The following is a 12,610-nucleotide window of genomic DNA, read 5'->3' as shown; positions in this document are numbered from 1 at the left end:
ACAATCTGATTTTTCTTTATCCTGTGCAGGAAAACTGAAGAGGCACCGGCATGGATCTGGTACATCCACAACTGGCCGCGTTTGCCGCGGTGCTGGAAGAAGGCAGCTTCGAGGCCGCGGCACGCCGCCTGTCGATCAGCCCATCAGCACTGTCGCAACGGATCAAGGCGCTGGAAGACCGGCTCGGGCAGGTCCTGGTGGTGCGCCAGGCACCCTGCCGACCAACCGCCGCGGGGGAAGCGCTGCTGCGCCGGGTACGCCCGATGCAGGCACTGGAAGCCGAGGCGCTGGCCGAGCTGCTACCCGAGCGTGGCGACGACGCTGCGCGTACGCCCATCCCTCTGGCGGTCAACGACGACTCGCTTGACACCTGGTTCGTCCCAGCCATCGCCGACCTGCACCAGCGCCATGGCTACCTGTTCGACCTGCGCATGGACGACCAGGACCACACCCTGCAGCTGCTGCGCGATGGCAGCGTGCTCGGCGCAGTGACCGCCGAAAGCCAGCCGGTGAAGGGCTGCAACGTGCACCCGCTCGGCGCCATGCGTTACCACGCGATCGCTTCGCCCGGCTTCGCCCGCCAGTACTTCAGCGATGGCATGCAGGCCGCAGCCCTGGCGCGCGCACCGATGCTGGTGTTCAACCGCAAGGATGAACTGCAATGGCGCTTCGTACGGCGCCTGACCCGCGCGCGCCTGCAGCCGCCGCTACACTACCTGCCCTCTTCCACCGGTTTCGTCGAAGCCGCCGCGTGCGGACTCGGTTGGGGCATGGCCCCGGAAACCCTGGTCGCGCCCGCCGTGCGCGCCGGCCGCGTGGTGGTACTGGAACCCCGCCGCTGGCTGGACGTGCCGCTGTACTGGCAACATGCCGCCGTGCGCTCAAGCACGTTGCAGCACATCACCCAGGCGCTGCGCACTGCGGCCAGCGGCACCCTTCGTTGAGGACGATCCGATGACCGCAGACCCGGGCTTCACGCCACGCGCACTACCGTTTGTGCACTTCTTTACCACTGGGACGGCATGGGCGTGATCGGCCGACGTACAAGGATGCACCGCGCGAAGGCCGCGCTGGCGCTGGTGCTGGCGACCTTCCTGCCAATCGCTGCGTCCGCGCAGAACAGCAACGACGCCCCCGCATTGGACTGGGAACAGGCACGCCAACGCCTGGAGCAGGTCTCCGATGCGCTGGCCGCCGCTGATGCAGCGGTACGCAACAAGCGGGACCTGCAGGACGCCACCCGACTGCTGCGCCTGCCGGAAATCACCGGCGAAGTACGCAGGCTGCAGTTCCAGAAGACCCTCACCCTGCCACTGGGTTCGCTGGCGCCTGTCGCCGAGGCCTTTGGCATCGACTCGCCGCTGTCGTTCACCGAACGCGACTGGCGCACCCGCCCAGTGGTCACCGCGGTGCTGCCGCTGTACACCGGCGGCGTGATTCCGGCCGCGCAACGTGCCGCCAGCGCCGCCCACGAACAGGCCAGCGCCGAGCGCGAGGTACAGCGCCAATCATTGACCGTGCAGCTGGCCCAGGCCTACTTCGGCCAGCGCCTGGCCGAGCAGGCGGTGGACGTGCGCCGCGACGTACGCGACGGCCTCAACCGCCACCTGTCCGACGCAGAGAAGCTGGAACGCGAGGGCTTCGCCACCCGCGCCCAGCGCCTGCAGGCCACCGTGGCCCGCGACAAGGCCGAGCGCGAATACCAGAAGACGGTGAATGATCTGGCTACGCTGAAGGCCGCACTGGCCACGCTGCTGCGCAGTGGCGGCGAGGTGCAGCCGGTGTCGCCGCTGTTCGTGCAGCGCGTGCCGCTGGAACCGGTGGCCAGCTTCGAGCGCACCGCGCAGGCACGGCAACCGCAGATCGCGCGCCTGCGGGCGATGGTGGCGCAGGCCGAACAGGGCGTGCGCGTGCAGCAGGCCAAGCTGAAGCCACAGATCTTCGCGTTCGGCCAGTATGACTTCCGCCGCCGCGACGAAATGCTGACCGATCCGGACTGGGCGTTCGGCATCGGCCTGAAGTACACCTTCCTGTCGCCGAACTCGCGGCCGGCGCAGATCAGCGCGGCACGTGCGCAGCAGGAGCAGGCCGAAGCCGGCCTGCGCGAGGCCGAGAACCAGGTCGCACTGGGCGTGCGCAAGGCCTGGAACGAACTGGAAACCGCGCGCCAGCAGTTCGTGCTGCTCGACAGCAGCATCGCCCAGGCACAGGAAAACCTGCGCCTGCAGGAACTGGCGTTCCGCGAAGGCCAGGCCACCTCGCTGGATGTGATCGACGCGCGGCTCGGCCTGGGCGGTGCCCGTGTCGAGCGCGCACAGGCCGCCTACCAATACGACATTGCGCTGGCACAGTTGCTGGAGATCAGTGGACAGATGGACCGTTTCGAAGAATTCCGGCGGCGTGCGGACGAGGTGATCGACCATGAGTGATGTGCTGCACGACGATGCGACGACGCCCCCCGGCAAGCGACGGCTGGGACCGATCCTGCTGGTGGTCCTGCTGGTCGCGGTGGTGCTGGGCCTGTGGCTGGCCTGGCGCAGCCCGGCCGACCAGATCCAGGGCATGGCCGATGCGGACACGATCAACGTGGCCGCCAAGATCACCGCGCGCGTGGCCGAGCTGAAGGTGCGCGAGGGCGATCGCGTGCAGCCCGGGCAGGTGCTGTTCCTGCTCGACAGCCCCGAAGTGGCTGCCAAGGAACAGCAGGCGCACGGCGCATTGGCGGCTGCGCAGGCGGTGGCCGACAAGGCCGACGAAGGCGCGCGCAGCGAAGACATCCGCGCCGCCGAAGCGAACTGGAAGCGGGCCGAAGCCGGCGCGACGCTGGCCGAAGCCACCTACCGGCGCGTGCAGAACCTGTTCAACGAAGGGGTGATGACCCGGCAGAAGCGCGATGAAGCGCACGCCCAGGCCACCAGTTCGCGCGAACTGGCCCGCGCCGCCCGCGCGCAGTACGACATGGCATTGGCCGGCGCCCGCGAGCAGGACAAGCGCGCCGCGCAGGGCCAGGTGCAGCAGGCGCAGGGCGCGGTGGCCGAAGTCAACGCGGCGCGTGCCGAAGTGGAGGGACGCGCGCCGGTGGCGGGCGAGATCAACAAGCGCATGGCCGACCCGGGCGAGCTGGTGCCAGCCGGCTATCCCGTGTTCACCCTGGTCGACATCGACCGCATGTGGGTGGCGATGAACCTGCGCGAATCGCAGATGCAGGGCCTGAAGGTCGGCAGCAGGCTGCAGGGCAGCGTGCCGGCGCTGGGCCTGGATGGCGAGTTCGAGGTCTACTTCATCAATCCGGCCGGTGACTATGCAACCTGGCGTACCACCCGCCAGTCGTCCGGCTATGACGTCCGCAGCTTCGAGGTGCGGGTGCGCCCAGTACGCCGCATCGAGGGCTTCCGCCCCGGCATGAGCGTGCTGTTCGCATGGCCCCAGCACTGAGCCCGGACCGCAACGGCTTCGCCGCTTCGTGGCGGCGCGAGCTGCAGTCGCTGCGCGGCACCCGTGCCGACCTGCTGCTGGTGACCCTGCTGCCACTGCTGATGCTGGTAGTGATGGCATGGATGTTCACGCCGTCAGTGATGCGCGACATCCCGATTGCTGTGGTCGACCTTGACCACAGCAGTGACAGCCGCCTGCTGCTGCGCATGCTCGACGCCAGTCCCGGCGTACGCGTCGCCAGCCAGCCAGCGGACCTGGAGGAGGCACGTTCGCAGCTGCGCAGCCTGGACGTGTTCGCCATCGTGCTGGTGCCGCGCGATGTCACCCGGCAGGCGTTGCGTGGACGCCAGGGCACGGTGTTCGCCTATTACAACGCCACCTACATGACCACCGGCCAGTCGGCGGCGCGCGACATCGGCGACGCGGTTTCCGCATGGAACGCGCGCCTGCTGCGCGAGCGCATCGGCCTGCAGGTCGGCCCGGGCAAGCTGCGCGCGGCGCCGATCGCGGTGCAGTCGGACATCCTCTACAACCCGGCGCGCAGCTACGAATTGTTCCTGCTGCCACTGATCTTCCCGGCGGTGCTGTCACTGGTACTGGCACTTGCCGTGGCCGGCAGCCTCGGCCGCGAGATCCGCGATGGCACCCTGCCCGCCTGGCTGGCTCGAACGCCGTGGTCGGCGATTGCCGGCAAGGTCGCGCCGTACCTCCTGCTGTTCTCGCTGTATGGCGCGCTCGGCATCGGCTATCTGGCCTGGCTGCGCGGAGATGGTGTGGCCGGCAGCGTGCTTCTGCTGCTGATCGCACAACCCCTGTTCTACCTGGCCACGGCCGCCTACGCGCTGTTCTTCGTCGGCGTCACCCGCGACATGGGCACCGCATTGTCGGCGGTCGGTCTGAGCATCGGCACCGCACTGGCGTTCTCCAGCGCTACCTTCCCAGTGCTGGACGGGCCGTTGTTTACCCGCGTCTGGCACCAGCTGCTGCCATTGAGCGCCTACATCAAGCTGCAGACCCAGCAGCAGTTCATCGGCTCGCCGCTGCAGGTTTCGGCATGGCCACTGGCTACGCTGCTATTGATGACGGTGGTGGCCGGTGGCATCGGCGGCCTGCGCCTGATCGCCTTTGCACGCACGCCTGCCGCCGCACAATCCGCAGGGGCTGACGCATGAGCGTACTCTGGCGCAGCCTGCGGCAGACCCTGATGGCGGTGCTGTGCGACCGCTACGCGATCGTGGTGATGGTCGGTGCGGTGATCCTGTACTCGTTCTTCTATCCAGCCGCCTACCGGCACCAGGTGGCCGGCAACCTGCCGGTGCTGGTGGTGGACGAAGACCACAGCGCGACCAGCCGCGAGCTGCTGCGCAAGCTCGACGCACTGCGCGTTGCGCGCGTGGTCGGGCAACCGGCGGACGTCGACAGCGCACGCCGGCAGTTGGAAGCCGGCCATGCCGAGGGGATCGTCGTGATCCCGGCCAACCTGGAGCGCGACATCCTGCGCGGCCATCCGGCCAGGCTGGTATTGCTTGGCAACGGTGCCTACCTGGGCCGCGCCAGCTGGGTGCTGGGCAGCGTAGCTGATGCGCTGGGTGCGTTCGGGCGTGATGCCGTGGTCGGCCAGGCCGCCTTCATGGGTGCGCCGCAGGCACCGCCGGTCACCCTGGTGCAGCGCCCGCTGTACAACACGCAGGAAGGCTATGGCAGCGCCATCGTGCCCGGCGTGGCCGAGCTGATCGTGCACCAGACGCTGTTGATGGGCATCGGTGTTCTGCTCGGCGGCCGCCGCCTCGCACTGGGCCGGCGCCTGCGCTTCGACCTGCCGACGCTGGCCGGCATGGCGTTGGGCTTCGGCCTGATCGGCCTGTTCGGCCTGTTCTGGTACGCCGGTTTCACTGCCTGGGTGCAGGACTATCCGCGCGGCGGCAACCCGATGGGCCAGCTGCTGGGCGGCACCTTGTTCATCGCCGCCACCGTGGCCTTCGGCCTGTTCGTCGGCAGCTTCTTCCGCACCCGCGAGCGCGCCTTCCAGTACATCATCGCCACCTCGATCCCGCTGTTCTTCCTGGCCAACCTGTCATGGCCGGCGGTGATGACGCCGCAACCGCTGGTCTGGCTGGCACAGCTGCTGCCGACCACCTCGGGCATCAACCTGATGGTGCGCCTGAACCAGATGGACGCCCGCCTGGCCGACGTCAGCCACGAACTGATCACCCTCACCGTCCTGCTGCTGCTCTACGGCAGCCTCGCCACCTGGCGCCTCCTCGCCAAAAAGGGGACGGAGGGAATCAAGTCGTAAGCGGCCGGTTCAAGCGGCGCGGCATGGCCGTTTTGATCCATCGTTCATGGATCCGGGGCATACCAGAACGGGATGCGGAACGCGCGCCGCCGTCCGGCCCCCCGCTCGCCGCCTGCAGCATTCCACACCAGTTCCAGGTCATGGCGTCCGGGTGCGAGCCCCCGGGTAGGCAGGTACCCCACCAGGCCGCGCATATCCAGGTCACGCCGCTCCATGGGCACGAAGCCCTGCAGGTCGACCGGGGTGCCGTCCAGCTTGACCTGCCAGAGCCGGGAAAGGCACTCCACTGCGGCATTGGCGGCCTGTTGCCCGGTGGCCTCATTGCGCGCGTCCGGAAGTGCGGTGCAATGCTGGCGCGCCAGCGGATTGTCGCGTTGCGGGCGATGCGGAATGAACAAACGAAGCTGCGCACCGCTGATCGTGTCCGACGGGATCATCGGGTACGGCAGCAGCTGGTCATGCGCCGAACGCATCGATTCGTAATGCGCACTCAGCATGCCGTGCTCAACCGCCGCTTCCGTGACGATCTGGTAACGGTTGAACAGCGAGAACTTCAACGACGCCATCACCTGCACGGCCGCCAGCAGCATCGCCACCAGCACCGCGAACAGGTAGGCCGCCATGAACGAGCGCGAGCGCAGGTTGCTCTGCATGGTCAGCTGCATGGTCTGCATCAGGCGCAACAGCGGAACCCGTTGCAGTGCCGCCAGCATGCCCTGCAGCAGTTGCTGCGGTCGCTCATGGGGCTGCCCGCGCGCCTGCCGCCGTGCCACGATCTTTTCCAGGATCCCGGGGGTAACAGCCAGCGCCAACATTGCGGCCAGCACGGTGCACAGGGCGAGCATGGCGACATGATCGGCGCCACCGGACAGCGCGCCGATCACCATCGACACACCGAGCGTCAGAACGGCCAGCACCAGCGTGCCCGCCAATGTCTGTACGGCAAGCAGGGTGGTCGAGAACAGCATCGTCGCCAGCCGGTCGGCACGTTCGATGCTGCCATCAAGGCCTCCGTCCCGGGCCTGCAGGAAGGCGCGCGTGACCGCCCCCATTCTTGGCAGGCGCCCCCAGTCAATGCCATCGGGGAAATGCGACCTGAGGCCGATCAGCCCGATCCAGTAGCCGCGCACCGTGAGGTGGATGATCAAGGCCACTGCCAGCACATAGCACATGCCGACACTGATGCTGAAACCGAACCAGAGCATCTGGAAGTACATGCCTTCGGTGTGCAGGCTGCTGCGCGCCCAGGCGTCGAACAGATAACCCGGCACGGCCAGCAGTGCGAACGCCAGCAGGCCCGAAATGAAGAGCTCGAGTTCATCGGTGCGATCACGCACCCGATGGGGATGGGCAATCGCTTCCGGTATCGGGTCATGCCTGGCGAGCGGTGCCGCTTGGGGAGCTGGAGCCGATTCGTTCACTGGACGTTCATCCGTTGAGTCGGCGCAGTATAGGCACGACGCCGGAGTCAGCGATACAGGTCCGGAACGATGAACGCCGGCGCGGGGCCGGCGTTCGAGTACTGCACTGTGGAAGGGCTGGACAGGGCGGGACGGCAACCGATCAACGATAGACACGCTCGCAACGGCGCTCGACCACGCGGTCGCCGTTCTTCTGCTGGCTGTTGCCCTGGATCTGGCGACCGGCCGCGCCACCGGCCACAGCACCGGCCACGGTAGCGAGCTTCTTGCCATTGCCGCCGCCCACCTGGTTGCCCAGTAGGCCGCCGATCACTGCGCCCGTGGCCGTACCCGCAATGCGGTTCGGATCGCGCGAGTTGCGCTGCACTTCCACGTTCTTGCAGACCACGCGGCTGCCGTCGTTGAACTTGCGTCCCTCATCGCGCGGGCCATACGTCTGCGCGCCGGCCACCGACGAAGCCGCCAGCAGGGTGCCCAGCACAAGCAATCGGGTCGAGGTCTTCATGGCCATCTCCTGAGTTCCGGTATGGCGCAAGTCTCCTCCTGCGGTCGGCAACCGGAAGTGAAATGCGCGTGTCCGCCACCTCATCGGCCATCGCGCGTTCAGGAAGAAAATCCGCGCCCATCACGATCAGCCATCGTGATGGGCGCCGTCTCCCTACTGGCGCGCCACGCCCCTAGAACTCTTCCCAACCACCGGCATTGGCGGCCAGCGTCGGCTCGATGCGCGGCGACAGTGCCGCCGGCCTGCGCACCGGAGTGACCGTCGCGGCCACCGCAGCCAGGGCCGGACGCACGGCTGCAGCCGCGGTTGCCGCACCGGTGCGGAACACCGAAACCGCCTCGGCCAGCAGGTTGGCCTGCTCCGCCATGGACCGTGCCGCCGCGCTGGCTTCTTCCACCAGCGCCGCATTCTGCTGCGTGGTTTCGTCCATCTGCACCACCGCCTGGTTGACCTGTTCGATGCCCGAGCTCTGCTCCTGCGACGCGGCAGAGATCTCGGCCATGATGTCGGTCACGCGCTGCACCGACGCCACGATCTCGCCCATCGTAGTGCCTGCCTGGCGGACCAGCGCCGATCCATCGGCGACCTTGCCGACCGAATCCTCGATCAGGCCCTTGATCTCCTTGGCCGCACCGGCCGAGCGCTGTGCCAGCGTGCGCACCTCACTGGCCACCACCGCAAAGCCCCTGCCCTGCTCGCCAGCACGCGCAGCCTCCACCGCCGCATTCAAGGCCAGGATGTTGGTCTGGAAGGCGATACCGTCGATGACGCTGATGATCTCGGCGATCTTCTTCGACGAGGCTTCGATGGCCGACATCGTGGTGACCACCTGTCCGACCACCTCGCCGCCCTCTGACGCGACACTGTGCGCGCCGATGGCGAGCTGGTTGGCCTGCCGTGCGTGCTCGGCGTTCTGCTTCACGGTGGAGGTCAGTTCCTCCATCGACGCAGCCGTCTCTTCCAGGTTCGCTGCCTGCTGCTCGGTGCGCCGCGACAGATCGGTGTTGCCCGAGGCGATCTCGCCTGCCGCCAGGTTGATGCTGGATGCGCTGGACTGGATGCGGCCGACAATCTGCTTGAGCTGATCGACGGTGGCATTGCAGTCATCGCGCATGCGGGCGAACACCCCGTGGAAGTCACCCTGCATGCGTACGGTGAGGTCACCGCGGGAGATCGCCTGCAGCAGGGTCGACACCTGTACCAGGTTCTGGTCGGTGGTCTGCATCAAGCGATTGAGCCCGGCCACCATGTCGCGGAAATCGTAGGCGAAGCGATCTTCATCGCCGCGCAGGCTGAAGTCGCCCGCCGCCGCGGCCGTCGCCAGCCGGCGGATCTCGCCGTTGATCGCCGAAAGGCTGGTCTTGGTCTCGTCCATTGCCTGGGTGATCGCCGCCTTCTCGCCCGGCAGCGGATCCATGTCCACCGACAGGTCGCCCTGGGCGTAGTGCTTCATCACTTCGATCAGCCGGTTCTGCACCTGCACATGCGAGCCGACCAGCGCATTCGTCTCGTGCACCATGCGCCCGTAGTCGCCGGGGAAGGCACTCTCGTCCATGCGATAGCTGAGGCTGCCTGCATCGTGCTGACGGGCCAACTCGCCCTGCGCCGCCATCACCGACTGCAACTGCGCCTGCATGCGCTGCATCGACCTGAGCAGCTGCGTCACCTCATCGTTGCCGGACGCGTCGATGCTGTTGTCCAGCCGCCCGTTGGCGATGCCGTCGGCCAGCTTCACCGCACCTTCCAGCGGGCGGGTCAGGCTGCGGGTGATGGCCCACGCGGCCAGCGAGCCCAGTATCAGGCTCAGCACACCGAACACGATCGACAGCGTGCCGGTCCAGGACTCGGTTGAACGGTATTCCTCGCGACTGCGCGCGGTCAGTGTCTCCTGATGCCGCAGCAGGGTCGAGATCGTCTCGTTCCACGCGGTAGCCAGGCCGTGCTCGGCGAGCAGTTCCTTGGCCGCACCGTCAAAATCCCCGGCCTTCATGCGCTCGTGCAGATGCTGGGTGGAGGCGTCGGTGGCCTTGCGTGCCGCGTCGATCTTCGCGACCAGGGTATCGCCGGTGGCGTCGCGCGGAATCTTGATGTAATTGGCCCAGATACCGTCGTAGGTCTGCGACAGTTCCTGCGCCTTCTGATAATCCTTGTCGAAATCCTCGCCGCGCTTGATCACCATCAGCCGGCGATGCATCAGCACCGCGTTGTTGGTATCCAGCATCTCGTTCAACAGCCGCATCTTCACCATGTTGACGTCCACCACTTTCGAGAACTGGGCGGACTTCAGATGGTTTCCGTACAGCGCCAGGCCGACGATGGCCACGATGAACAGCAGCAGCAGACCAAACCCGGCACCCAGCCGGGATCCCACTCGGAGGTTGCGTAAGGCGAGCATCTCAATTCCCTTGATCATGGCCGTACGATCGATGGCGGCGCGGGCAGGGGAAACTTTATGGGGCGATATTATTATATCGATCCAAAACTCTGGAACTGTGCAGACAGGTGTGAAATCAGACGACCCACGGACGTGTTATATCCATAAGGTATATCGCCACTGATAGTCAGAATGAGATCGGGCCGGGGCCTGCCGCTCCGGTATCCAGCATTACGGTGCAGCAGGCCCCGGAAGGACCAGATCCTTCCCGAGCCTTGCCGCATAGACGCTCTCGAACTGGAACGAGAGCACAAACCGGAACCCCACATCGCGGCGTAGCGCTTGATGAAGCGGCAGATTTCCTCCCAGGCACTTTCAAACCCGCTCGCGCGGAAATGAAACGAGCCCAGCAGCCCCACCTGCCACTCGGCTTCAATCCCTTCCGCTGCGAGTGCCTCCGGCGGGTCGACGATGCCGAACCCGAAGCCGGTGTTGGACGCTGGAAGATATCCACGCAAACCGTCAGTACAGTCAGTACCGTCGGAGTACTCGGCCTGGATCGAGTCCAGAGCGCGCAGCACGGCATCCAGATCGGCACCGGCTTCGACCTCGAGAAACAGCGAAATGCTCATTACCTGCGCAAGCCGATGAGGGTATGCCTGTTGAAGAACTGCATCTTTCCCTCGATCGTGAAGTCCGTGCGCCTGATCTCGCCCAGCATCATCTCGCGCTGCGCCTCGCTCAACGTGCACGGCTCCAGAACATTGGCCTCCAGCACTCGCCCCGGGGACGCCAGCCGCAGCTCGACAATGCAGGCATTGCCCTCAATGGGAACACCTGCTGGCCACGCCGTCATTGCGATCGCACGCATTTGCTCCTGGTACGCCACCCGCTCTGCTTCCTCTATTCGCGGGTCCGGCAGATCCGGCGGGTTCGCCGCCACGTGCACAGCAGACTGCGTGGGCGTTGGCTCTGATATCGAACCAACGATCAGTTTGATCAGGGTGTTCTGTGAGGCCGTTACCGCCAAGGCGATCACCAGAGCGGTGTAGCTGACACCACCAGCCTTCTGCAGCTCAAGGTGCCGCCGATGTGCCCCGCGATGCTCGGCATCAACCTTGCGGACAATCCTTCGGCAATGCGACAGGTACAGCGGATTCGCCAGGATTCCTGCAAGTACGCGAACACCACGAAAGAGAGCGAGGACAACCATGGCAGCCCCAGCAGCGCGAAGGTGGTCATCAGTAACGGCGAAAGGATGAACCAGATTGTGCCCCACGCATGCATGCGCCGGAAGAAGAACCAGAGTGACGAGAACAGGAACGCCGGCCAGTTCCATCGCCTTGGCGCCCTGCCGCTTGCTTCGTACAGCCTCCAGTGGTGGAGATAGGTGGAGAACCTGTCTCCTACCACGATCGCCAGTGCATCCTTCTCGCTCAGCCCATCGGAGGCTGTATCTGTGCGCTGTACTGCTTCACCGACAGTGCTGCCGAAGGCGGGTCAATCCTTACTCTCATTATCTTTTATCCGAACTCGCCACGAGATCACTCAAGACCGATTCCCACGTAGCATCCCGGCCATTGAGGTGCCGCTGTCTGCATTCAAGGGCGGCTTTTCACAGACTCAATGCAACGACCAGAAACACCCTCAAGCCACAACGCAGATTGCAGTCACGATCTGCTCCGGCTCATCCTCGAGCGGCAGGAACTGTCTCTGTAGCCCCGGAAGGTCTAGCGGACCGTTTTGCAGTTCGTAACGATTGATATAAAACGCATTTCTCCAGCCACTCGTACTGCAGTAAATCCACCAGCATATGCAGCAGTCGCGATGTTGACGACGGTTATAAATCGAGCATCAAATGCACCGAAACCGACTGCAAGCACCCCATCCACTCCGACATCACCGCGCGCATCATCAAAGCTCAAATAGCCTCCAATCAAAAACCGGAAGGAATTCACTCATCATCTCCGACAAATCCCCATACCCTCCAATGCGGCGGCCACCCTCTCGACATCACCATTAAAATGATCCCGATCATCACCCTGCAGCAACGCAGCGCCCGCCCTAACCCCACCCCCCGCATAGCAATCCATAAATCCAACTACGAACTCATCCGCATCTTTATATTTTGACAGAACCCCCCGCTCCATAATGACCGCAAGAACGGCAGTCACCGCAAACACAACCTCATCGGGATCATGTTGGAGCTTAAGCTCGAGAGAGCTATACGCAAAATACAATGACTGAAACACATCATACCCAAGCACCTCCAAGCCCTCAGCAACATCGGCCTTTATGGAATTCAAATAATCCAGGTAACCCCACCTTCTCACACTCATTTCCCAGTAGATATATTCAACTGAATTTCCGGATACCGCTCACCAAACCGCATTATCACACCTGAGCAGCTTGCGCACGCCTTTAACTCCGAAAACAAGTCAATTCGCTCTGTTGCCGCTCTTTTCTCACCCAAAGTCCGGGCAACGTCATCAAGGACCTTGAACTCACCATCGACGTCTCTCCGGACTTGCCACCTCACGCAGCCCGCTCGGACTCCATGAGTGCGATTTCCGGCCTGC

12 protein-coding genes are annotated in these 12,610 nt (G+C 65.1%); 5 read left to right on the top strand and 7 right to left on the bottom strand.

From position 1 onward, the window contains the following. Positions 1-50: 50 nt before the first annotated feature. The 5 genes from KXV01_RS01560 to KXV01_RS01540 all read left to right on the top strand — a co-directional run bounded on the left by KXV01_RS01560 (position 51) and on the right by KXV01_RS01540 (position 5,731). Positions 51-944, top strand: a complete 894-nt coding sequence (locus KXV01_RS01560) for a LysR family transcriptional regulator ArgP (protein WP_099494797.1) — start codon at positions 51-53, stop codon at positions 942-944. Between the two features lie 78 nt (positions 945-1,022). After that, entirely contained in the window at positions 1,023-2,429 is a 1,407-nt protein-coding gene (locus KXV01_RS01555; RefSeq protein ID WP_111096413.1) for a TolC family protein, read from the top strand. Continuing rightward, on the top strand, positions 2,422-3,435 hold the full coding sequence (locus tag KXV01_RS01550; protein ID WP_099494795.1) for an efflux RND transporter periplasmic adaptor subunit: 1,014 nt from the start codon (positions 2,422-2,424) through the stop codon (positions 3,433-3,435). Before KXV01_RS01555 ends, KXV01_RS01550 begins: the two co-directional genes overlap by 8 nt. Next, positions 3,420-4,607, top strand: a complete 1,188-nt coding sequence (locus KXV01_RS01545) for an ABC transporter permease (RefSeq protein WP_099494794.1) — start codon at positions 3,420-3,422, stop codon at positions 4,605-4,607. The genes KXV01_RS01550 and KXV01_RS01545 overlap by 16 nt, the downstream gene beginning before the upstream one ends. Further along, positions 4,604-5,731 carry an ABC transporter permease gene (locus KXV01_RS01540; RefSeq protein ID WP_100477764.1) on the top strand — a complete coding sequence of 376 codons (1,128 nt, stop codon included), beginning with the start codon at positions 4,604-4,606 and terminating at the stop codon, positions 5,729-5,731. Before KXV01_RS01545 ends, KXV01_RS01540 begins: the two co-directional genes overlap by 4 nt. A 44-nt stretch (positions 5,732-5,775) precedes the next feature. On the opposite strand, the gene KXV01_RS01535 is transcribed toward KXV01_RS01540, so the two are convergent. From KXV01_RS01535 to KXV01_RS01505, 7 genes are all read right to left on the bottom strand, one after another. Further along, complete coding sequence (locus KXV01_RS01535; protein ID WP_181452405.1) at positions 5,776-7,386, bottom strand: hypothetical protein; 1,611 nt, start codon at positions 7,384-7,386, stop codon at positions 5,776-5,778. Next, a complete protein-coding gene (locus tag KXV01_RS01530; RefSeq protein WP_005415760.1) occupies positions 7,295-7,663 on the bottom strand; it encodes a glycine zipper 2TM domain-containing protein in 369 nt (122 codons plus the stop codon). The genes KXV01_RS01535 and KXV01_RS01530 overlap by 92 nt, the downstream gene beginning before the upstream one ends. Positions 7,664-7,829: 166 nt before the next feature. Next, a complete protein-coding gene (locus tag KXV01_RS01525; RefSeq protein WP_099494793.1) occupies positions 7,830-10,052 on the bottom strand; it encodes a methyl-accepting chemotaxis protein in 2,223 nt (740 codons plus the stop codon). Between the two features lie 71 nt (positions 10,053-10,123). Next, on the bottom strand, positions 10,124-10,663 hold the full coding sequence (locus KXV01_RS01520; RefSeq protein ID WP_240458956.1) for a hypothetical protein: 540 nt from the start codon (positions 10,661-10,663) through the stop codon (positions 10,124-10,126). Continuing rightward, positions 10,663-11,370 carry a hypothetical protein gene (locus KXV01_RS01515; RefSeq protein WP_240458955.1) on the bottom strand — a complete coding sequence of 236 codons (708 nt, stop codon included), beginning with the start codon at positions 11,368-11,370 and terminating at the stop codon, positions 10,663-10,665. Before KXV01_RS01515 ends, KXV01_RS01520 begins: the two co-directional genes overlap by 1 nt. A 391-nt stretch (positions 11,371-11,761) precedes the next feature. Beyond that, positions 11,762-11,989, bottom strand: coding sequence for a hypothetical protein (locus KXV01_RS01510; protein ID WP_143566454.1), 228 nt, complete (start codon positions 11,987-11,989; stop codon positions 11,762-11,764). Positions 11,990-11,992: 3 nt separating this feature from the next. Beyond that, positions 11,993-12,337, bottom strand: coding sequence for a hypothetical protein (locus tag KXV01_RS01505; RefSeq protein WP_143566546.1), 345 nt, complete (start codon positions 12,335-12,337; stop codon positions 11,993-11,995). Positions 12,338-12,610 lie beyond the last annotated feature (273 nt).

It is taken from the genome of Stenotrophomonas sp. Ps181, from assembly GCF_025697425.1.
Lineage (GTDB): Bacteria > Pseudomonadota > Gammaproteobacteria > Xanthomonadales > Xanthomonadaceae > Stenotrophomonas > Stenotrophomonas sepilia.
This window is presented reverse-complemented; position numbering and strand designations above follow the sequence as displayed.